This is a genomic window from Bacillus niameyensis (genome assembly GCF_001375535.1).
Taxonomy (GTDB): Bacteria; Bacillota; Bacilli; order Bacillales; family Bacillaceae_C; genus Lederbergia; species Lederbergia niameyensis.
Window position 1 is genome coordinate 2,180,069 of record NZ_LN831197.1, and the last position, 23,586, is coordinate 2,203,654.

Annotated in this window: 22 protein-coding genes; 1 reads left to right on the forward strand and 21 read right to left on the reverse strand. The window is 36.1% G+C overall.

Annotated elements, in window-relative coordinates:
- Positions 1-30: 30 nt before the first annotated feature.
- The 9 genes from BN1243_RS10215 to BN1243_RS10255 form a co-directional block, all read right to left on the reverse strand.
- Complete coding sequence (locus BN1243_RS10215; RefSeq protein WP_062106506.1) at positions 31-1,728, reverse strand: FAD-dependent oxidoreductase; 1,698 nt, start codon at positions 1,726-1,728, stop codon at positions 31-33.
- Between the two features lie 461 nt (positions 1,729-2,189).
- Positions 2,190-2,396 (reverse strand): copper chaperone CopZ, encoded by a 207-nt coding sequence (gene copZ, locus BN1243_RS10220; RefSeq protein ID WP_154669839.1) that lies wholly within the window; start codon positions 2,394-2,396, stop codon positions 2,190-2,192.
- A 40-nt stretch (positions 2,397-2,436) separates the two neighbouring features.
- Complete coding sequence (locus tag BN1243_RS10225) at positions 2,437-4,824, reverse strand: heavy metal translocating P-type ATPase (RefSeq protein ID WP_062106510.1); 2,388 nt, start codon at positions 4,822-4,824, stop codon at positions 2,437-2,439.
- Positions 4,824-5,504, reverse strand: a complete 681-nt coding sequence (locus BN1243_RS10230) for an NAD(P)/FAD-dependent oxidoreductase (RefSeq protein WP_062106512.1) — start codon at positions 5,502-5,504, stop codon at positions 4,824-4,826. Before BN1243_RS10230 ends, BN1243_RS10225 begins: the two co-directional genes overlap by 1 nt.
- 141 nt (positions 5,505-5,645) lie before the next feature.
- Positions 5,646-6,134, reverse strand: coding sequence for a CopY/TcrY family copper transport repressor (locus BN1243_RS10235; RefSeq protein ID WP_062106514.1), 489 nt, complete (start codon positions 6,132-6,134; stop codon positions 5,646-5,648).
- 318 nt (positions 6,135-6,452) lie between these two features.
- Entirely contained in the window at positions 6,453-7,532 is a 1,080-nt protein-coding gene (locus BN1243_RS10240; protein ID WP_062106516.1) for a hypothetical protein, read from the reverse strand.
- Positions 7,533-7,555: 23 nt separating this feature from the next.
- Positions 7,556-8,101 (reverse strand): hypothetical protein, encoded by a 546-nt coding sequence (locus BN1243_RS10245; protein ID WP_062106518.1) that lies wholly within the window; start codon positions 8,099-8,101, stop codon positions 7,556-7,558.
- A gap of 350 nt (positions 8,102-8,451) precedes the next feature.
- Complete coding sequence (locus BN1243_RS10250) at positions 8,452-9,288, reverse strand: hypothetical protein (RefSeq protein ID WP_062106520.1); 837 nt, start codon at positions 9,286-9,288, stop codon at positions 8,452-8,454.
- A 357-nt stretch (positions 9,289-9,645) separates the two neighbouring features.
- Complete coding sequence (locus BN1243_RS10255; protein WP_062106526.1) at positions 9,646-10,086, reverse strand: SRPBCC family protein; 441 nt, start codon at positions 10,084-10,086, stop codon at positions 9,646-9,648.
- A 240-nt stretch (positions 10,087-10,326) separates the two neighbouring features.
- On the opposite strand from BN1243_RS10255, the gene BN1243_RS10260 reads away from it, so the two are divergent.
- The gene (locus BN1243_RS10260; protein WP_062106528.1) at positions 10,327-11,571 is read left to right on the forward strand and encodes an MFS transporter; all 1,245 of its coding nucleotides are present in this window, start codon (positions 10,327-10,329) and stop codon (positions 11,569-11,571) included.
- Positions 11,572-11,776: 205 nt separating this feature from the next.
- Here the strand turns inward: BN1243_RS10260 and BN1243_RS10265 are convergent, their stop codons facing one another.
- The 12 genes from BN1243_RS10265 to groES form a co-directional block, all read right to left on the reverse strand.
- Positions 11,777-12,448 (reverse strand): hypothetical protein, encoded by a 672-nt coding sequence (locus BN1243_RS10265; RefSeq protein WP_062106530.1) that lies wholly within the window; start codon positions 12,446-12,448, stop codon positions 11,777-11,779.
- The gene (locus tag BN1243_RS10270) at positions 12,441-13,691 is read right to left on the reverse strand and encodes a hypothetical protein (protein WP_062106531.1); all 1,251 of its coding nucleotides are present in this window, start codon (positions 13,689-13,691) and stop codon (positions 12,441-12,443) included. The genes BN1243_RS10265 and BN1243_RS10270 overlap by 8 nt, the downstream gene beginning before the upstream one ends.
- Before the next feature lie 478 nt (positions 13,692-14,169).
- Positions 14,170-14,694: a TrmH family RNA methyltransferase gene (locus tag BN1243_RS10275; protein ID WP_154669841.1), complete on the reverse strand. Its 525-nt coding sequence runs from the start codon at positions 14,692-14,694 to the stop codon at positions 14,170-14,172.
- A 12-nt stretch (positions 14,695-14,706) separates the two neighbouring features.
- Complete coding sequence (locus BN1243_RS21785; RefSeq protein ID WP_062106535.1) at positions 14,707-14,910, reverse strand: hypothetical protein; 204 nt, start codon at positions 14,908-14,910, stop codon at positions 14,707-14,709.
- A 271-nt stretch (positions 14,911-15,181) separates the two neighbouring features.
- Positions 15,182-15,922, reverse strand: a complete 741-nt coding sequence (locus BN1243_RS10285; RefSeq protein WP_062106537.1) for a Uma2 family endonuclease — start codon at positions 15,920-15,922, stop codon at positions 15,182-15,184.
- Between the two features lie 172 nt (positions 15,923-16,094).
- Positions 16,095-16,229 (reverse strand): hypothetical protein, encoded by a 135-nt coding sequence (locus tag BN1243_RS22860; RefSeq protein WP_268258070.1) that lies wholly within the window; start codon positions 16,227-16,229, stop codon positions 16,095-16,097.
- 733 nt (positions 16,230-16,962) lie between these two features.
- Complete coding sequence (locus BN1243_RS22865; protein WP_326569833.1) at positions 16,963-17,535, reverse strand: sugar O-acetyltransferase; 573 nt, start codon at positions 17,533-17,535, stop codon at positions 16,963-16,965.
- Between the two features lie 387 nt (positions 17,536-17,922).
- Complete coding sequence (locus tag BN1243_RS10295; protein ID WP_230200169.1) at positions 17,923-18,636, reverse strand: ATP-binding cassette domain-containing protein; 714 nt, start codon at positions 18,634-18,636, stop codon at positions 17,923-17,925.
- Between the two features lie 383 nt (positions 18,637-19,019).
- Positions 19,020-19,991, reverse strand: coding sequence for a DUF3800 domain-containing protein (locus tag BN1243_RS10300; protein ID WP_062106541.1), 972 nt, complete (start codon positions 19,989-19,991; stop codon positions 19,020-19,022).
- A 314-nt stretch (positions 19,992-20,305) separates the two neighbouring features.
- On the reverse strand, positions 20,306-21,178 hold the full coding sequence (locus BN1243_RS10305) for a hypothetical protein (RefSeq protein WP_062106542.1): 873 nt from the start codon (positions 21,176-21,178) through the stop codon (positions 20,306-20,308).
- Positions 21,179-21,606: 428 nt separating this feature from the next.
- Complete coding sequence (gene groL / locus BN1243_RS10310; RefSeq protein ID WP_062106544.1) at positions 21,607-23,235, reverse strand: chaperonin GroEL; 1,629 nt, start codon at positions 23,233-23,235, stop codon at positions 21,607-21,609.
- A gap of 46 nt (positions 23,236-23,281) precedes the next feature.
- Positions 23,282-23,566 (reverse strand): co-chaperone GroES, encoded by a 285-nt coding sequence (groES, locus tag BN1243_RS10315; protein ID WP_062106546.1) that lies wholly within the window; start codon positions 23,564-23,566, stop codon positions 23,282-23,284.
- Between the last annotated feature and the right edge of the window lie 20 nt (positions 23,567-23,586).

Sequence of the window (23,586 nt, forward strand, 5' to 3'; positions counted from 1 at the left end):
ATGATCAATAAGAAATGATTTTCTGATTCACTATTTAAAATTATATTCGGTAACGATTTTCTCTCTTCCTGTTACTAAATCATTGAAGTATTCATATAGATTAATACCTAAGTAAGATCCAGAAATATTAAATACATTCGTATAACCTAAGTTTTTCAGAGCCATCACCATGTTATAGCTTCGTTGCCCAGAGCGACAATGGATATATACTGGTTTATCTTTTGGTATTTCATCCAAGCGATTTCTGAATTCACTTAAAGGAATATTAATAGCTGTCTTTAAATGTCCTGCTTCATATTCATTCTTTTCGCGAGCATCGATAATAAAGGCATGATTCTCAACTAATTCGCGAACCTCAGAAACTTTTACCTCGCTATATCTTCCGTCTAATTGGTTTAAGGCTACTAATGCTGCATGATTGACAACATCCTTCGCTGTCCCCATCATTGGAGAATAGGTTAATTCTAAGTCTTTCAGGTCTTCTAATGTCCCATTCATTGTAATCATCGTAGCGATCACATCGATACGTTTATCGACATTCCCCTTGCCAATTGCCTGTGCACCTAATATTCTACCTGTTGGTGTTTCATACACTAATTTGAAATGCATGACATTACTATTTGGCATTAATCCTACTTTATCGGCAGGCATAATATAAACAGAATCATAACTAAAACCTGCAGCTTCAGCTGTTCTTGCGTTTAACCCTGTTGATGCCGCATTTAAGTCAAATAGATGAATGGAAGATGACCCAATCACACCTAAGTTACGGCTTGGTATACCATAGATATGATCTGCTACCGCTCTTGCTTGTTTTTGGGCAGGGCCTGCTAAAGCTAGACGTGTTGGTTTATGCAATAAGCGATGATATACTTCAATGGCATCCCCAATGGCATAAATATCTGGGTCATTTGTTAAATAATTCCGATTAACTTTTATAGCTCCAGTTTCACCAATTTCCAGACCGTTTTCTTCAGCTAGTTTCGTTTCAGGTCTTACACCTATTGCTAAAACAACGGCTTGCGCTGGGATCTTTTCACCAGATTGTGTTTCGATAAAATTTTCACTGATTTTGGCTAAACCATCGTTCACAATTAGATTTACACCATTGTCTACCATTTCCTTGTGAAGGATTTGTGCCATGTCGTAGTCGTACGGTGTCAAAATTTGATTAGCAAATTCTACTAAGGATACGTTGTAGTCAGCTAAACGAAGGTTTTCTGCTACTTCAATACCGATAAATCCTCCACCAATTACGGCAACATCTTTGATATTCTTTTCTTTTATATAACTATTTAACTGTTGAATATCCACTACATTTCGCACCGTGAATACATTCGAATTATTTATACCTTCAAGCTTATTAGGACGTATAGGTGCTGCACCTGGAGATAGGATTAATTTATCATAAGCCTCTTCGTAGGTGTTATTTGTCGCTAAATCCTTAACCGTGATCGTTTTTTCTTCTCGGTTAATATGGATTACTTCACTATTAACTCTAGCCTCAATATTGTAGCGGGTCTTTAACATTTCCGGGGTCATTAATACTAGTGATTCGCTATTTTCAACAACTCCACTTAAATGGTATGGTAATGAACAGTTAGAAAAAGATACGTGTGGACTTTTATCAAACATTAATATTTCTGCACTTTCATCCATTCTACGTAATCTTGCAGCTGCAGATGCGCCGCCAGCGACTCCACCAACTACTAAAATTCTTTTTGCCATAATATTTCGCTCCTTTACATAGTCTTATACTAAACTGCAGTACCCGTGATCATAATGTAAACATTACACATACCTGTATAGGTATATAAACCAGTAATAAAATAGTCGTTTCTTTATAACGACTTTTGCTTTATTCCTATAAAGATCCGTATTAATTTTGTCTGTGAATCTCTCTTACAAATCTTATAATATACCCCTACGGGTAAAATGTCAATTCATTAACTTATTTTTTATAATCTCTTCGCAGTTGTATAATTTAGTGAGTGGCCTATTCCTTAACCAGTCTGTACAAAATTGTCTTGCCAAGAAACTCATACTAAAATTTGTGAAGGTAGCTTGAATAACTTAATAATATAATCACCCGGCAGCTAATGACATGCCGGGTGTGGATTAAGCTAAAGCTAGGATATCATTTATAGAAAAGCTCAGTTTTGACAAAAAACTAGCTTTTTATTCTATATTTAGGCTTCAACATCATAGCCTTGATCTTCAATCGCTTCTTTCATGGCCTCTACATTTACTTTTGATTCATTAAAAGTAACACTTACTTTACCAGCTTCTAAATCTACTTCAGCTGTTGATACGCCATCTAAATTCTTTAATGCACCTTCAACAGCCATTTTGCAGTGACCGCAAGTCATACCTTGCACATTTAACGTTTTTTCCATGATCTTTTCACCTCCTTACAATGGGGATACAGTGACCCACTTAAAGTTTTACTCGCTTTAGGCGAAGTGAATTCGTCACAACACTCACTGAACTTAATGCCATTGCAGCTCCTGCAATCCAAGGGGCAAGTAGTCCTAAGGCTGCAACAGGTATTCCTGCTGTGTTGTATCCAAAAGCCCAGAATAAATTTTGACGAATATTCCGAATCGTTGCATGGCTAATACGGATCGCTTTCGGTATGAGCAATAACTCTCCCCCAAGAATGGTTACATCAGCTGCCTCAATGGCTACTTCTGTACCCGTTCCAATCGCAATTCCAATATCTGCCGTAACTAGTGCTGGTGCATCATTCACACCGTCTCCGACCATCGCTACTTTTTTACCCTTTGCTTGAATTTCTTTCACTTTATCAGCCTTTTCTTCAGGTAGCACTTGGGCAATGACTTGATCAATTCCAACTTGTTTGGCTATAGCTTGGGCAGTTCTTTCATTGTCACCTGTTAACATAATTACCTCTAAGCCTTGTTCTTTTAGCTCTTTTATAGCTTGTGGAGCCGTTTCTTTAATCGTATCTGCAACGGCAACAGTGCCCCGATACTTTCCATCAATGGCAATCAACATCGCTGTTTTACCATTCGTTTCAAACTCAACTAATTTTTCTTCGTTACCTCCAATGTCAATTTGATGGTCATTCATTAATTTTCGATTTCCAACGAGAATATGTTTTCCAGATATGGTAGCTTCAATACCATGACCAGGTATCGCGTTAAATTCATCGACATCAATAAAATCAAGATCATTCTCTGTTGCGTATGCTACGATCGCGCCTGCAAGCGGATGTTCAGATCCTTTTTCTGCACTTGCTAATAATTGTAAAGTCTCTTTATCACCAGTAAAGTCCGTTACTTCTGGTTTTCCCTTTGTAATCGTTCCTGTTTTATCTAAAACAATAGCCTCTAACTGATGGGTTCTTTCTAAATGTTCTCCACCTTTAAAAAGAATTCCACTCTCAGCCGCTCTCCCTGTCCCAACCATTATAGATGTTGGTGTAGCAAGCCCTAACGCACATGGACAAGCAATAACAAGTACGGCAATTGCTGCAACTAAAGCAGGTTCAATTTCACCAGGATGGACAAAGGCTATCCATATGATAAAGGTTAAAATCGCAATACCTACAACGATTGGCACGAAATAGCCGGATATTACATCCGCTAAACGTTGAATAGGTGCTTTCGATCCTTGGGCTTCTTCAACAACTTTGATAATAGATGCTAGGGCAGTATCTTTCCCTACTTTTGTAGCTTCCATTTCAATAGAACCATTTTTATTTATCGTAGATCCAATTAGTGTCGCACCTGGATCTTTTTCAATTGGAATCGATTCACCTGTAAGCATCGATTCATCGACAGACGTTTTTCCTTTTACGACAATACCATCCACAGGTATTTTTTCTCCTGGCTTTACAATTAAACGATCATGGACAACAACTTCCTCAACTGGAATCATTATTTCTTTGCCATCTCTAATGACGCGGGCTTCTTTTGCTTGTAAGTTTAGTAATTCGGAAATCGCATTCGTCGTTTGACTTTTCGCTCTCGCTTCTAAATACTTACCAAATAAGATCAACGTAATTAATACAGCACTCGTTTCAAAGTATAAATGAGGCATATATGCAGTATTTCCGATCGTCTTTATGGCTTCATATAAACTGTAGAAATAGGCTGCACTTGTACCCAATGCAACAAGTACATCCATATTGGCTCCACCATTACGAAGGTTCTTATATGCCCCCACATAAAATTGCCAGCCGATAATAAATTGAACCGGAGTAGCTAAAACAAATTGGAACCAAGGATTCATAAATATAGCGGGTATATCCATATTAAATAAATGAACTAACATCGTTACTAATAGTGGTATCGATAAAATCGTTGATATGACCAACTTCACTTTTTTACTTTGAAGTTCTCTTTCCTTATATGTTTGCTTCTCTTGTGCTTCAGCTTTTGGTTTTGCATCATAACCAGTATTTTTTATTCTCTCAATCAAACCTTGAACATCGACTAATCCGGGATTGTATTCGATCGCTGCACTTTCTGTCGTTAAATTGACAGTAGCGTTCGTTACACCTTCTGTTTTATTCAACACTTTTTCTATACGGGTAGAACAAGCTGCGCACGTCATCCCAAACACATCAAGATCCACTTTTTCTTTTAAAACACCATACCCAATGTTCTCAATTTTCGTTGTAATATCTTCAAGTGAAGTTTTATCCGGATTGTAATCAATCGATGCCTTTTCCGTAGTTAAATTAACTTGAGCATCTACTCCATCCATTTTATTTAATGTTTTTTCGATACGGTTAGAACATGCGGCACAAGTCATACCAGTTATCGCAAGTGTTGCATGATTTGTTGTTTCGCTCATTACATTTCCCTTCTTTCTAGTTCAAAAGTTTTATCCCAAGTCTCATCTGAGTTACAAACACTTTTACGAATTTCTTCAATACCTATTCTTGAAACAAATCTATAAAACGATTCACGTTTTTTACCTTGTTCGCTATACATCGAAATAATCTTTTCTACTGAATCATATATTTCTTCAGGAGTCAGTTTTTCCATTAGTTTTATTCCAACCCTCGCATCGTGTCCTTTCGATTTACCGCCGATATATAACGTATAAGTGTCCTTCATTTTCATCACGCCAATATCATTCATCATCGGTTCCCCACAACCGATTGGGCATCCTGTATAAGCCGGTTTTAAGGTGAAAGGTACTGGTTTTCCAGCAATTCTTTTATTTAATTCTTTCGCTACAGGCATTCCTTCTTGCTCTGAGCCTTTACAAAAATTACAAGTTCGTAGGCTTTTTACAAAATTCCCCACCGGGTAACAACTTAATCCCACTTCTTCAAATTCATTTAGTACTTTTTCATTTCCGTCTTCTGGAATTTCGATATATAGCTGTTGAAATGTCGTTACTTCAAGTTCTTGATCATCATCTAAATATTTTGCTAAAGTCATAAGTTGCTTCCCATTTAACTTGGCACCATAATTAATTCCACCATTTACAGCAACTTTGATCTTTTTTTCTGTTTCTAATGTCAATCTACACCCTCTCCCCAATTCATAATCATATACTCTCTAAAAATACTCCATAGGGGTATATAAAAGGTAAAAAAATATTGAATTTTGATGTTTCCTTTTCTCTATTTAATATTTTAGATATTTTATTGCAAAACTAGTTTTTTATATAGAATGGTTACAATTGCAATGTTCCGAATTGCAGTTACAATGCCCATATTCTTTACATTTACATTGTCCAGGAACACAGTTACAAGGGACTTCCTCAACAGCATCCATTTTCTTCATTTCTAAAACTTCTTCCAATAACTCAATATCCTTAAAACTCAAAGTTGCATTTGAAAGCAATTGTGCTATTGTATTTCCAACTTTCGTGCTACATATATTGTTAAAAAAATCATCAAGTGAAGCTTTTATTAATTCCCCTTCATTTACTTTTGAAGAGTATATATATTTCTTACCTTTTGTCTCAGTTTCAAGCATTCCTTTATTTACAAGTCTTCCAATAAAGGTTTTAGTAGTTGCCGGTTTCCAATCTCTCTTTTGCTGCAAAACTTCAATGATTTCACTACTTGTCACTTTATTTTGCGCCCATACAACACGCATAACTTCCCATTCTGAATCTGTAATTTTAACTTCGTTTTCAGTAGTCAAGGTCTCACCCTCCGCTTCGTTTACAACTGTAATCATCCTGTATAATCTTAGTTTACGATTGTAAACGATAAATGTCAAGTATTTATTTTCAATGATTTAGAGCATAGCCATAAATGTATTAATTAATTTGTAAATATTTTTCGCAATAGAAAGACCACTCTACCTTTTATGATTGAGTGGTCTTTTTCCTTTACATCCATGTGAATTGCGGATGTAAACATCATCTGGTATCTCTTCCAATGTGCGTGTATGTGGAAATTCCCGATACTACAACATCCCAGGTATATCCGAAAATTTTTCCATAAACCAAGTAGATTTTTATAATATTCTGTTCTCGTAGGTTTTATTAGCACTGCAAATTTCTGTTATTTGTTCATCTTTGGTAAAGCCTTGAAAAGTAAGAATCTGAATGAGTTGTTCAAAAATGCCATATTTTTCCGATACCTCTGGAACGATTAATTCTTCGTTTAGATAGTCTGTGAATGGAGCTAGGATATATGTATATTCATAATTAAACAGGTATTCTAGTAATATCTCATATTCAATAAATTTAGGCGGCTCTTGTTCAAATTCACAATCATATCTTTTATAATAGGCACTACGGACTTCTTCCGAAATATATCGAGTTCGATTGTCTAGATGAAAATGAACACAATATTCATCGGAATATTCATTATCATTATCTATTTTGACAAGTGATCTTTCATCAGAAAATTGTTCAAGCTTGGCTTCTGTCGTATAATGCAAAATCTCATATATAAAGTTTGATAATCCCAAAGCGAATTTATTTTTTTCCTGGTGAACATACTCTTGATAATTAGTAGCATTCACATCCCAAGGATTAATATAATTCTTCTCTATATTCTGGTAGGTTTCAGTAAGAAAGGCGATTTTTAACTGACTAAAGGAATTGTATAATAGTTTATCTTTTTCTTGTGGCTCAGAACCAAAAGGTAGACAATCGGAGATATCAATTTCTTCATCCGAGCTAAAAGGATCTGCATCTATAATTTCAACTTTCACTTTTTCCGAATCACTTTCCGAGCTATTCGCTATCGATTCCTTTAGTTCCAATACATCTGAATTTTCTTCTGGTTTATTCATTGTCGGCATCCATTGTGATGTTGGCCTATTCAAAAACTCCATTTCCCAATCTAGAAAAGCATCTTCTTTATAATTAAGTATATAAGCATCTGAGATTTTTTTAATTTCATTTAATATTTCAAATGAATTGTTTTTGCTGTAGCAAGGTTTTTGCTTATTTAAATACTCAGATACTGTAACGGATATTTCTGAATCATATATTCTCACGCTTTCTATTATTAATAGATCAACTACTTTTTCAAAGTTCGAATCAGTCATGTTATCTAAAATAAATCTCTTAACAGTTGTTTTCATATGATCTCTCCTCGCATTGATAATTAATCTTCCATTTCGAAGTATGGATCTCTCACCATGATCCCTTTTGAATAAAGTCTTCGATACTCATTCATGATTAGTTTCTCGATAATGCTACTGTTTGTATCGTTATTTACCGTTAACATCATCTCTAAATACCAGTTGGCTTTTTCTGATAAATAAATTTTCTTTTGGATTTTTATACTTTCATCAATATCATTACCGATAAGTTCCGGAAAGAATTTACTTATCATTTTTTTGGACTCCGAATCTTCCGAGGCAATTTCGCTTGCAAATTGCAAGGCCACTTCATAAGAAACTGGTATAATCTTTTCTTCAACTAAATCTACTTTTTCAAATTTGGGATTTAAGTCATCATTGTTAACATCTACATACCCGGGAAATTCATTTTTGATGAAAAAGAAGTATTTACCACTTTTTGTCTTGAAAAGCTGTTTTTGTTTTTGGACCTCTGCTCCTTTTTCATGTTCAACTTCCTTAGTTGATTGTTCGCAAACTTTTTTGGCAGTTTCAGTGTTATAAACGGAACCTTCAATAACCTTTTTCATTTTCTCTCCTTCTCATTCCGATTTAGTACCAATTCTATATACAAAATATAAACGTTATTTAGTACCATGTCAACGTTTATATTTTGTATATTAATTTAAATGTACTAGTATAAATACTTGAAACGTCTATGTATAATAAGCCTCATTTGTTGTATTATCTGTTCAATACAAAGCCTGTCTAAGACAGATATGCCTCATAGTTTATGCATAATGAATTAAGCTTTTAGTATTTAACCAAAAGAAAAACATCCATCATAAAAATGTTGATGGATGTTTATATGAATGTTATTTGATACAGACACCGAAAAACTTTTTAGACTACTTTATACCCTTAAATGGAACATATATCATTACTTTAAAGCCCCGCTCGCCTCTGGAATGTTGTCCACGTCAAGGGCATTCATTTGACAGAAGTATTTCAGGAAATTTTTGGCTTCTTCGATTTGCTCAGCATCTGTTTTTATTTCAGTGAGATCTTTTAAGATTTGAGCAGTCAAAACATTATCAAAGTAACGATATTTACCAGAGTCCCACGTAGTACGATGAGGATAGTTCTCATTTATATAGTAATTCCAAAAGTGCAGTTTCTCTGATTCTTCATCTGTGAGCTCAATTCTAAATTCTGAATGAGACAGGACCATTCCATCATCGCTACTATTGCCGGAAAATGCTTCGTTTACCATGTAAAGGCCGAGAATTCGTCTCTCTGTCTCTTCTTGATCCGACTCTCTTGCAGTTAGAAGCACTGCGCTATTCGGTCGCAAACGAGCTACTCTGTTTGGCTGATCTTTATTTTTTCCGCTTTGAACTTTACCAGTAAATACTTGCCAGTCGGTAAATACAGTTTGTTGCTCTTCTTCATCCAGCCAGAAAACAATTTGTGAACTCTCATGAATCTTATAGTTCTTCAGTTTTTCCCTGCGCTGCAGTTCAGCTGCGTGGCGCTCTTTTTCTTCTTTACGTTTCCTTTCAATTGCTTTTTCTTCCATTTCCTTCTTCAAAAGAACTTCCTTCAAATTTTCCGCAGTATTCCGATTATTTAGCGTAATAAATTTCCCAAAAGCATCAGGATAAACAAATTTTTTAATTTGTTCATTAAAATCAATAGTGATGATAGATCCATCATGACCCACAATATTTCCTTCACCAAAGACTTTATGAGTAACTTCTTCATTGATGAGATTCATTAAGCAACTCTCCTTTTATAATATATTTAAGTATTTTTTGACACCTTAATTCTTCTTAGTCTGCCAGCAATATAGTCAAAATAAATTATTCAATTAAAAAATCGCACTCAAATTCTAACTGGAAGAACTTGCGCGCGATTATCAAAAGCTTTCTCAAAGGTATTCTACTTATAGAATAACATTTTCTCTTATTTTTTGCAAATTTATTATTGACACCCTCATTTTATTTATCGTATAATAATGAGTTATTTCCACAAAATCAATACATTTTCAAAAAAATGCCAGGTAATGAAACATTCAAAAATGTCTCGGTACCTGGCGTATCTCCAAAATAAAGCAATGTTCACTCTTTAAAGACTATGAGAGTACTGGAATTTTATTTGCGATAGATTCTGTTAAACGGGATGCTACTTTTGGAACAGCCCATTTAATAAGGGGTGTTAACAACGCACCCGATAATCCGCCCGCCTGGACTTCAACCGCACATGTCATCGTTGTTTTACCATTAACACCCTCTGTAGTAAAATGACCGCTTCCTGTAAAGTTATCTGATAAACCTTTTATTTCAAACTTAATATTTGACGGTTCAATCCATTCAGTAATATCTACTTGCGCTTGTATTGTTTTTTTAATACCCTTTATACTACCTTCAAATGTCCAAATAGATTGCTTGTCATTTATGATTTCGTGTTCTTTATAAGCTGGTACTGTCGTTGCCCATTTTTCAAGATCACTGACATAATCCCAAACCACTTGCACATCTACTGGAATTTCAACTGTATGTGTTCCCGTTGCCATTATGATTCCCACTTTCACTATGTATGAATTGCTACGTTATATTTCTACTAGTCCATTATTACATATAGAGCACAAACTTACATCTCTAATTATATAGCTTTTCTTCTGATGTAATAGATTTGCGGACAACTTAGAAAGCAGTCCTAGCTGTATTACGTTTTTAATCGCCACTCAAAAAAAAGTTCTTAATAACGGTAATCCCATATATATAAGAGTAAAAGACTACAGGAGTAGAAATCATTGGATAAACAAAATAGCAGGTTTAGATGGGTGGTATTTATTGCTGTCACATGTACGTATTTACTCATGTCGAGTCAGCGAACAGCTCCGGGCTTGATTACAGATCAATTGATGAACGATTTTTCTATAACTGCATCAACAATTGGACTACTTGCAAGCATACAATTTTTAGTATATACCGGCTTACAAATTCCAATGGGTATCTTGACTGATCGTTTTGGGCCCAATTTTTTTCTAATTATTGGAGCGATCCTGACAGGAGCTGGCACGATTATGTATAGCCTTGGCACACATGAATTCATCCTGTTTTTTGCGAGAATATTGACTGGGATAGGGGATGCAACGATCTGGGTCAATCTAGTGTTAATTTTGAGCCAATGGTTTAATGCAAAGGAATTTGTAAAATTAATAGGCTTGGCCGGAATGACAGGAAGCCTCGGTTTCATTTTGGCGACAGTGCCTTTTTCGTTATGGATTGACCTACTTGGCTGGAGGGCAGCATTTTTTACAGCAGGACTGTTATTATGCTTATGTGGGATGATGCTTTATGTTGTACTTGTAAAAAGGCCAAAGCAATCCGTATTTGAAAAAAATGAAGCTCATCGCGAAAAAACGCTCATTTTACTAAAAAGAATCTGTTCGAGTTGGCAAGCATGGGCTTTATTCTTTTGTCACTTTGGGGTGGTCGGTGCGTATGTTGGATTTATCGGTTCATGGGCAGTTCCCTATGGGATGAATGTATTTGGGATGACGCGATCAGATGCAAGTCAACTTATTATGGTAGGCCTAATCGGAGCACTTATTGGTGCACCACTATCGAGCTGGATTTCAAGTCGATTCGGAATGGTGAAACGCCCATACATTGTAGTTCATACAATAATGTTAATATGCTGGTCTGCCTTTGTCCTCTTTACTGGGAAACCGCCAATTTTCTTGGTTATGACACTTTTCTTTATGATAGGTCTTTGTTATGGGGCATGTATGCTAACCTTCGCCTTTATCCGTCAATCATACCCAATATCAGAATCCGGTCTCGTTTCCGGATTTGCGAATACAGGTGGATTCCTAAGTGCCGTATTGCTTCCAACCATTTATGGCAGTGTATTAGACCATTTTCACACTGTAGGAAATATAAATGCCGGCTACCACTACGGTTTCATCATTCCAGTCATCTTTTCCATCATCGGTTTGATCGGAGTGCTTTCTATTAAGGAAAGAAAGCGGGAGCCAGGCACTCCCTATTAATAAACGAAATGCATAAAGGCATCGACGGAAAAAGATTATCAAAAAAAGAAGCTTTCTTAAGTCTAAAAACCTAGAGGAGGCTTTTTTTGGGGAAGGGCTTTATAAATCTGCCCAGCCCCCCACTGTCCCTAGACACTGGTTTAACGTCGGAGATGCCTATTGTGCGATATCTAAAAGTGCATCATAGTTGTCCGCACTTTAAAACTTAACGGAGATCCCTCGCTCTTTTTTTCGCTTTATTAGCTTCGTGTATCATTGCTTTTGTACGATTGACCCGATAATCAAAATGATAAGTATTCTTATTGTAGTTGCCCTGTTTAATTGCTTGTTTCAAAGCATAATTGGCTTCCTTTTCTTTTTGCCTCGCTTCCCAATCTGCTTCCTTTTTCAACCTATCCTTATCATATGAATTATTTGAATTGTGCCTGACAGAATGACCGCTGTAGGAAGATCCGCCTTTTCCGATTTCGAACATGGCAGTAATTGCATGGATAATCCAGAAAAAACCGTATATTAAAGCCCCGCTAACTTTGATCACCATTTTTCCTACTTTAAGTAAAGTTTTAAAACACCAAATGCCAAAAGCATTAAAGCGAATCAGAATTGGTGAAGGCAAATACCTTTCTTCAAGTTTAAGTGCCCCTTTTATGAGTAATATGCTAACAATGGCAGAAGGAATTACAAGTATAAGTCCATTGATGCCAAGTGAGTAGTGATATGTATATAACGTTTGGTTGTCAGCATTCGCTATATGACTGAGCCAATTATCTACCCCTTTGTTTGAAACTTTAGTTAAAATGATAGTCAATAGTACAAAAAGCAATAGATGGTCTTTTATAAAGTTGCCCAAGCCCCACACACGGTATTTACTATTCATGATTGCCTCCTCTTTTTTTCCAAACAAAACCTTGGTCTTTTGTAATAATGGCGACATCAGTTGACTGTTTTGCCGTTTCCATTGCGAGTCCGTTTCCTTTTAATGGAGCAATTTGTACAAGTGATTCAGCAACAGTTGCCAGCTCTTTTGCAGGCAGCGTTTTAATGCTATGTAAAAGCGGTGCAGAAAACTTTTCCCGTTTCAGCTTGGCTAAGTTTTCTTCATATCTTTTATAGATAAACTGCAAAGCAGAATTGAACTCTTTTTGAATGGCCACTCTTCCTTCTTCCTCTTCCACATGCTCATTAATCTTCGGCATAATAAGTTTAGTTATATTTCTAATGTCTTTGTGAAGCCCTTCAGATAATTCCTTTTCCATTTCTTCATGGATGCCGTGCATCACTGTTTTAGCCATATCTCTTTGCGCAAACGGCACAATCAGAGATCGGCGGTCTGGATGAACTAAATATTGCCTAGTAAAAAACTTTGTCTTGCCGTTCACCTTGCCATCTATGATGAGCAAATGGGCTGCCGGGAAGATGTCTTGATCGCCATAGCCTGCAAAGATGATGCCCGACAGCTGATGAGAGAAGTCTTTGATCATCGGCAGGATCAGAATTGATTTTATCGTTTCTATCCATTCTTCTTCATATAAATACTTTTCGAATCTCTCGGAAATCCATGATTCCGCCTGCTGTCCATACTCGTTGAGCAACTTATCCTCGTCTTCTTCATTCAACTGTGTGGGATAGTCTTTTTCCAGGAGTTCTTGCATGCTCTTTTGCAAAAATGCCGCGGCTTTTTCTTTATATAGTTCCTGAATTTCTTCAGGCTGTCGGATTCTGCTGTACTCCCGGTGTGTTTCCTGATGCAGCTCCGAAAGGTACCCATATAACTTATCCAGCTCACTAGCCATTGTGTTTTCTAAATGGCGAACTTCGTGAATATCCGCCATAAACTCCTGGCTATCCTGTTTATTCAAAAAGTGAATAAAATTTAATGCGTAATCCTTTGCCGTGTTAAGCGGTTCTTTCAGCTGCTGCTCATACAGGCGGATTAACGTCTCCCACGGCACATGAAACATATTCCCCGAGCCATACACCATAGCGCCAATCGCATGTTTTCCAGAAAATCCGAAAATCTTATCCGCCATATAGCACGTTCTATCCCGTCCCACTGTGACCGCTCTATCTGCACCAAGCGCAATTCCGCCTGTATTCATTACAATAATTTCCGATGTCATTTTCCGCGCCTCCTCATAATATCTCTTATTTCTTTATTTAGTACCAAGTCTATAATTAAAATATAATATAGATTTAGTACCAGGTCAATATTTTTACGGAAATATTGGAGGTCTTTATATATTGACTTCATTATTTGATTACTTAACGATCTCGTGTCAAAATAAAAAAAGAACCGCACATAGCAGCTCTTTCATTTAACAGTCCCTTTCCGGACAATTTTCCATAACCCACTTATTAAGACATGAAGTGTAGCAACATGTGACTGCTCCCACAATTAAGTGCAGACCAATTTCTTATGAGATTCCTAGTAATAGCATTCTGCATACCAGATTCCTTTTTGAGCAAGGGGAAAAGGATAAAGTGCAGTCTCTTGCATAAACACAAATCCTTTCTACTAATATCTCAGTATAGTTAACACTTAAATTTAAATCAAATGACAATCCGCGACCCCGTGCATGAAGCATTTACTATTATCATTTACTCTGTGACTGGTACAGACAATAGATCTTTAGTAAATTGTTGAACTGAAATACCAACCGCTATAAGAGAATCGATATTGTCCGTATGTGGAATAATCACACACTCGCCTTTATTCATATATCCTTCTCCCAGCCCCGAGCCTTCATTTCCAAAGACAAGAGTAAATTGCTGGTCTTCGGAATGGTTGATATTCGTCAGCTTTGTTGCAGATTTATTTAAAGCGAAGAAATAGACACTATTGTGATGTAATTTCTTATACTGATCAAAGTTATCAAAACACTCGATGTTTACCCGAAATATTGCTCCCATAGAAGCACGAATTACATTGGGGTTAAAAATATCAACGGCGGGTTTAATGATTCCCAGATCGGTTATCCCAAAACCTAATATTGTGCGAATAATAGTTTCTAGATTTCCCATATCGCTTGGATTATCAAAGATCACATGATTATGACCTTTTATACATCGCGAAGTATATTTTTTGAAAACACCAATAGCAAAACAGTCTTCTTTTTTACTCAATTTCAAAGTTAATCAGTCATTAATCATTATCGGAATTCTCATTTTTTTACACAGATCGTTTATTTTACCGATTCCTGCGTTTTCCAAGCCTTTTGAATTCAATATAACCTTCTCCACCATCTGCGGTTTATGCTTCATCAACTCAATTGTCGGAAAGACACCAAACGTATAAGAATGCGAGAAATCTCTTTGATACCTCTTAAGAACTGAATCCATGATGTTACCTCCTAAAAAATAAGGAAAATATGGGGAGTTATGTTGTAAAGACTACCCAGTCACCCATTTGACAAAGGTGGTCTTTAGTCCAGTAATCTCATTAGATTGGCTGTCCTCACTTTTTTAATATTCGCAAAGCATAGCGCCCCTTTTCCTCATCGGGTATAAGTCCGACAAACTCTTTTATTGTGGCAAATTCCTGATCTATACTTTTTCACATAGAATCCAAGTCACTATTTACCACAGCATTTTTTCCAGTAAATACGCATTTTTATAACCGAAAAATCCCGTCAACCTTCACGCTTAGCTCCGAAAAAATAAACGATTGTGCTGATTCACCTTTTTTAAAAGTGGAATATTGACTGATATTTTTATCTTCAAATTCATAAATGGTGACTTCTTGATTATCGGGATTGACAATCCAATACTCATTTACACCACAAGACATATATAAATCAAGTTTCTTAATCAAGTCCTTTCTTTGCGTGCTTTTCGAAAGCACCTCCACAACAAGCTGTGGAACACCTTTATAATAGTCGCTTTCATTCAAATGATCCTCGAGATCACAAATAACCATCAGATCCGGCTGAACTATATTCCTATTTTCCGGATTCCTCCGCAGTTCAATATCGTAGGGTGCAACCATAGGAGTACAACCCGTCCCTTGAAAGGTGTTATAAAAGTTTACCAGCAATTCCGTTATCGCAATTTGGTGTACTGTTCTAGGAGAAGCAAGCCAATAAATTTCCCCATCAATATACTCATACCTTTCTTCGGTTTCTTCCTGCAATTGCAGAAACTCCTCGTATGTTGCCCTTTTTCCACCATAGCTGTATTCAGATGCATTTTCCCGAATCATATCTGTTCCATCAGCATTCTCCACCGATGCCTCTGTTATAGCAGTTAATTTGGCAATTTCCATTCCATTCCGAGTAATAATAATATCATCTTGTCCCGCTAGCATTAAGTACTTTCCAAAGTTATTTTGCAATTCTGTTGAGTTAACTTTCATCTTAACACTCCTTTTGATTAGCTAATATAGCTAATTTAGCTATCCCTATTATATATTGAAGTTCTTTAAGTTACCATCTTATAAGACAGAAATGGTGAAACCCAGCACATTATTACATATGAAATAAATTGATAATTAAGTAAAGTAAGCGTAAATAGCCCCCACCTGTTATTCAGAAGGACTCACCATCTTTTTTAAAGGGAATGATGTCTCCGTTCGGAAATTCCTTTACAAGCTTTCCATTTTTCTCGTATACGATGTATGTGTCGTTAACCTTTGCGTCAATTCTTGCACGTTCCCCAGTCATCTTTGCCCACTTGGTTCATTGTTTTGTTCATCCAACATAATGATCACCTCATTTTTTAAATTTTATGAAAGATAAACTGTTCATTTATTACCACTGATATAGGGAGATTACTCCCTTTATTGATCCACATAATAGTTGATAATCAAATTTTATTTATTAATTTAACCACACCACCCGAATGAATAAAATGCGATTGCCATCTTAATCGTATCAATATGAATGATTCAAGGAATGGGGGCTTATACTTTAGAGAGAATAAGTTAGCTAACTGATAAACTAAATCCTGTAAAAATAAAAGAAAAATCCTTCACCCAAGATGGAGTGAAGGATTTTATTATTAATATTAGCAGAATTTTTTTAAAAAACATTACCAAGGAAATGACTTGACATCCACAAACCTTTATGGGTCAAGGTGTTCAGGATTCATCACATCATTCCGCCCCTAACAGAGATAGCTATATGAAACATATATATACTTATATAAATGCTTATATATCAAGTATTTCCTCCATTTTGAACCAAGATCCTTTTTTACCGTTTTATATCGTTTGAGCATATACTTTAAACACAGATTGACAAAAGAAAAGGCAAGTAAAGGCGCACATAGCATATTACACCTGTACACCTTTTTACTTGTCCTATTCTTTTAAATAAAACCTATTGCTTGTTCCAAATCTGACCCGATAGCGGAATATGTTTACAAGCATCTGGCCATAGCTAAGTAAATATTGATTCATTTATCGTTTAAGTTACGTATTACTTTGCAGGGATTACCGACAGCCAAACTGTTGGCCGGAATATCCTTTGTAACAACACTACCCGCACCTATGACACTATTCGCGCCGATCGTCACGCCCGGCAATACCATAACGCCAGCACAGATCCAGACGTTGTCACCGATATTGACTGGATGTGTATATTCCAACCCTTCCAAGCGTTGCTCCACATTCAGAGCATGTTCTTCCGTTATAATGCAGACATTGGGTGCTATAAATACATTGTTGCCAATTGTGATTTTCCCACTGTCCATAAGCTTGCAATTGACATTAAGAAAGAAATTATCGCCCACTGTGGTATTATACCCATAAGTGCAAAAAAGTGGTTGCTCCACAACGCAGTTATCTCCAGTCTTGCCCAGCAACTCGCGTATGGCGACCTGTCTTGCGTCGCGATCAAGCGGGTGTATGTTGTTGTAATCGTGCAATTTTTTTATAGTAATATCGCGGTCCGCTACAAGTTCAGCATCTCCGGGTTGATATAACATACCGGCATGTGATTTTTCCTTTTCAGTCATATATTCAGTCATATAATTTACTCCTTCAACTTATATAGATTTATTAACTTGAGTGTTGTAAAAAATATATTATCGTTAAAGTGTCATAATGCCGAGGGATCATAATCTTCAACCAATGACTATTCTATCCCTCCACCTGCCCATCGTCAAATTCATTTTGGCGCTCAAGTGGAGTTTTCTAAGGCGTAGTTGAATCACCTGTTTACACTGTTTCACGGTATTATGCTCAGTGCTGGACATAAGGACTATTCCCCAGATCTACCGTTGCTGGCAATTACGAGGCAATTTAAAATACATAACTTACTGTTGATAATCGATGAGTAAAAATGATACCTGTCCGGTTAATCATCAAATTCTTAACTGCCTGTTGCAACCAGTTCTCGGTAATCACATCTAATTTTATGAATACTCATCGAGAATAATGATGTCCGGTTGTTTCAAAAATAGCCGTATTAATGCAAGCAATTGAGCTTCACCGAAAGATAATCCCCCACCACCTGGTTGTATGATAGTATCTAATCCTCTAGGGAATCGACTAAAAAAGTCCTCAATTCCTAAACTTCTAATCGCAGTAAAGATATCTTCGTCGGTTATTGAAGGGTTAAAGAATGTCAAATTATCTCGTATGTTGCCTTGATACAAGTAGGTTTCTTGTGTTACTACTCCTATTTTCTCCGTTAAATGCGTAAGAGAAATATCGGTTAAGTTGATACCATCCACCGTTATTGTTCCTACAGAAGGATCATAGATTCTAGATAGAAGGCGAATAATGGTTGATTTACCGCTACCTGTTCTCCCTAATATGCCCAAGGTCTTGCCTTTACCCAGCCGCAAGTTAATGTCCTTCAATACAGTTTTGTCGTTTCCATAGGAAAAGCTTACATGATTAAATGTAACTTCTTTAGGTCCGGATGAAAGATAATGACTGCCCTTGTCTGTTAGAACATTCTGTGTCTGCTTGAGTTCATTAATACGTAGAATACTAGCATTAAAATTTTGAAACTCTTGTAAATTATTTGCTATATCTTGTAAGGGCTGAACTAACATATTTGTAAAATATACCACCATATATATTGTTCCAATGGTGATTGAGCCAGCATAATAAAATGACAAGCTTAAAGAAAGAATAACTACATTCGCTATAGCGAATAAAATGATCCGAACCGACCATGTACTTAATCGACTTATTACCCATGCCCTTCGAGAAGCACGTAAATATTCTTGATACAAAATAAATCTTCACTATATGTATTAACACACTTTTCGGATAACTAATGAGGCATTTCTTTGAATGCTACTAACTTTCACCTTTTATCCCATGTTTATCCACTAGTTTTTTTAATGATATAAATTGATCTACATCAAATCCTTACTTAATAAAATCCGAAGTGTCCAAAAATTAGACGGCCACGTTGTCAGGCACTTTTTCAAAATATTATGGAAGTGGTCTTTAACCGTGATCCTTTCGCCATCCACCTCATAGGGTTCCATTTCACTTAAGCATTAAATATCTTATTGTAATTTTGCATTATAAATGTATTTCTTCCTCTACCACTAAGTTGATCAAGATAACCAAGTAACATTCTTAATTGATTATTTGTGTACCCCATTTTCAATCTTATATCCTTAGTTGTATCAGTAGGGTTTCTAATGTTCAATATTTTTGTCATTTCATTAACATCAAATTGTGCTTTAAATGCCATAAATTGTGATAAATACTCCGAAATGTTGACTTCATGAATAGTATCTTTTTGTCCGTCCCACTTAAATATATTAATTTGGGCCTGAAATAAATCAATATTATTATCTTCAATTAAAAAGCGATAAATAAGATCACTTTTAATTATTGGCTTATCATCATCAATATTCAGGTATGTCTTTTCCATCAAGAACACAACAATTCCCATTATTAAATCAATTATTTGAAGCGGGATTGATTTATGGGACTCTTTATACCAAGCCTTATTGACATAATATTGCATACCACGATATATTGCATGAGCATTCATTTGCTGCTTTAGCTTAGAGTATACCCTCATCCTTCCATATTCAGGACTGTGGTCAACTACAATTTCAACTTTTCTATAATCATTTGAAAGTCCTCTTGTCAATCCGTAAAAAAGCCTTTCAGGAATTTTAACATAAAATAAATTACGTAATTCCGTAACTGAAATGTCAGCAGTTTTAGCAAATTTAAATGCAATATCATTATCTACAACAAAAATGTTAATTTGAAAGTTTGTTTTTATGAAATGATGTAAACAATAAATGTATGGGGTGAGATCCTTATCATTATTATATTCAGTAAAATGAAATTCACTTGTCTTACCGGTCATTCTTAGTATTTTCTCAATTTCCGCTGTTATACTATCACACTTAGTTTCGTCAATGCCATATGCACCGTAATAAGAATATTTTTTCTCAGCATCTAATTTATTGGACTCATCAAAAAAGATAGTGTATTTCAAAAGCCATCACCTTCTTGACTATAAATGAATATTTGTTTATAATTTACATATAGTATAAAATGCCTTACTTCCAATCACCGTTTTGATAGGGAGTTTTTATGAAAGACCATCCAGTCACCGATTTGACAGGAGTGGTCTTTTTCATTTAGATATACTAAAGTAGCATTTTTCTTGCTAGACATGTTATTGGAAACTGGAAAAAGGAAAATTTCCGTTTAAATTTAAATCTCCCCATTTTTCTAGTAACTTTAAAGCCTTAATTAGGGTACAATACAGCAACCTTTGGTTCTATATTATTTTTTAATAAAGTTAACTTATTCTTTATAAGAAAGGCGGAACCGTTCAATAGTATCATCAAATTCTGCTTCACTCATGGTAGTATAAATTACCGCTAAATAATTACTTTTAAATGCATATACCTTTTTTTTCGAAAACTTACATACTTTTAAAATCCTCCATTTTACTCTTCCTTTTATTTTTCTCTCATTAGGTACTCTGAACTTCATTATCTTAAATAAAATTTCATACTCTGCATAAATCGCATATAGATATGCTAATGGTAAAAAAAGAAATGTCATTATAATCGGGATACTAAAAGTAATAAGATGATCTATGCTATTTAATTCAATATAATGTTCAATGGCACTTTTCACTGCAAAATAAAGAACAGAAAAACCAAGTACTACTTGCAAAAATGAGATGAACTTTTCAGCCGAAATATAAGATTTATCCGTTGCCGCTACCGCATTAAATAAAATCAGTAAAGTTGCAATAGGGATTAAAACCAACTCCGTTACAAGTGTGAATGTGTAAGTCCCGATAAGGAACTCTAAAAAGATAGTAAACTTAAAATTACTCTTGATAACATTCCCAATATAGGACTCACTCTTTTCAGTGACAGCATTAAAGCAAAATGGCACGCCTACAAATAACACCCAAAAAATAATATCTTTTAAATATTTCCAATCCCATACAGACAAGGTGGATGATAATTTAATCCAAATTGTAGCGTAAGCAATTATAGTGCCAAAAAATATAATGATGTATTTATTGGTTGTCGTCCGTATTAGGTGATAAATAGATTCTCTGACGCTAGTAGACTTAACAGCCAAAATAAATATCAATATGAAAAAAATGACTATCCATATCCCCATTGCAATCTCTCTACTTGAGAATAATTCAATCATTCTTACAGCACCTCCAACTTGACACGAACGTACCTTCTCTTATTGTAAGTTATAAAACATTATTAGACAATAGCATATTACACCTTTTTACTGGTTAATGATTCAATTTAAATTACGCATTTGTACAATGACAGTTGTATTAATTAAGTTTTGAGTTACAAAATATTGGTAAGGGTTTTATATTGGCAACACCTAACATTTAGAAGGGTTAAAATTATTGGGGAAAAGACTCTCCTGTATGGGTAAAAGAGAGAGCGTTAAAGGGGAGAAATTGTAATTTATCTAGAAAATCCATAAAATAAGCCCCCTCACTGAGGGGGCTTATTTTATGTGGATAATCACATCATAATATAAATGTTGCCAAAATGTTGTCATGGGAATTTTTGATACCCAGTGAAACCTTGCTATATCAAGGTTTCAGGGAATCATTACATCATGCCGCCCATTCCACCCATTCCGCCCATATCAGGCATCATTGGTGCTTCTGGTTCTGGCTTGTCAGCTACAACTGCTTCAGTTGTTAGAAGCATGGAAGCAACGGATGCTGCGTTTTGAAGTGCAGAACGAGTTACTTTAGTTGGGTCAACGATACCAGCGTCGATCATGTTTACCCACTCGTTTGTAGCAGCGTTGAAACCAATGCCGATTTCTTCCTTCTTCAAGCGATCTACAACAACAGATCCTTCTAGACCAGCATTGTGAGCGATTTGACGAACTGGCTCTTCTAGAGCGCGAAGAACGATGTTGATACCTGTTGCTACATCGCCTTCTGCTTCAACAGCAGCGACTTTGTTATAAACGTTAACAAGGGCTGTTCCCCCACCGGAAACGATACCTTCTTCAACAGCTGCACGAGTTGCGTTCAATGCGTCTTCGATACGAAGTTTGCGTTCTTTCAACTCAGTTTCAGTAGCAGCTCCAACTTTGATAACCGCTACACCACCAGCTAATTTAGCTAGGCGCTCTTGTAGTTTTTCTTTATCGAAATCTGAAGTTGTTTCTTCAATTTGTGCACGGATTTGATTCACACGCGCACCGATTTCAGCACTTTCTCCAGCACCTTCAACGATTGTTGTTGCTTCTTTTGTAACAACAACTTTAGATGCTTGACCTAAAGATTCGATTGTTGCAGATTTAAGATCTAGTCCAAGTTCTTCTGTGATTACTTGTCCGCCAGTCAAAATAGCGATATCTTCTAGCATTGCTTTACGACGGTCACCGAATCCAGGAGCTTTAACAGCTACTGCATTAAATGTTCCACGTAGTTTGTTTAGTACTAGAGTAGCAAGAGCTTCTCCTTCTACATCTTCAGCAATCATCAATAGTGGTTTACCTTGTTGAACAACTTGTTCAAGAACAGGTAGCACTTCTTGGATATTAGTGATTTTCTTATCGGTAATCAAGATGTATGGATTATCTAGAACAGCTTCCATTTTATCAGAATCTGTTACCATGTATGGAGATGCATAACCACGGTCAAATTGCATTCCTTCTACTACATCTAGTTCAGTTGTGAAACCTTTAGATTCTTCGATTGTGATAACACCGTCGTTGCCAACGCGTTCCATTGCTTCAGCAATTAGTTGACCAACTTCTTCATCACCAGAAGAAATAGCTGCAACTTGAGCAATCGATTCTTTGTCTTCAATTTGCTTAGAAATTGCGCGAAGTTCTTCGATAGCTGTAACAACAGCTTTTTCGATTCCTTTTTTCACGCCAACAGGGTTTGCACCAGCAGCAACGTTTTTCAATCCTTCACGGATCATTGCTTGTGCAAGTACAGTTGCAGTTGTTGTACCGTCACCAGCAACATCATTTGTTTTGCTAGCTACTTCAGAAACAAGCTTTGCACCCATGTTTTCAAATGCATCTTCAAGTTCAATTTCTTTAGCGATTGTCACACCATCATTTGTAATAAGTGGAGAACCGAATTTTTTCTCAAGAACGACGTTGCGTCCTTTAGGTCCTAATGTAACTTTAACGGCATCTGCTAGCTGATCTACACCACGAAGCAGAGCACGGCGAGCATCTTCAGAGAATTTCATTTCTTTTGCCATTATTCAATACCCTCCCCAAGTTTATGATAGAATAATATCAAGTAAATTATCCAATTACTGCCAATATGTCAGATTCACGAAGAATCAGATATTCTGTTCCTTGGTATTTCACTTCTGTACCAGCATATTTAGAGAAAATAATGTGGTCACCTTCGGAAACTTCAAGAGCTACACGCTCACCGCTATCTAGCACGCGGCCAGTACCGACAGCAACAATCTTACCTTCTTGTGGCTTCTCCTTGGCTGTATCAGGAAGAACGATACCGCTTGCCGTTTTTTCTTCCGATTCTACCAGTTCAATAATGACACGATCACCTAGTGGTTTTAACAAGTGAAACAACCTCCTTAAAA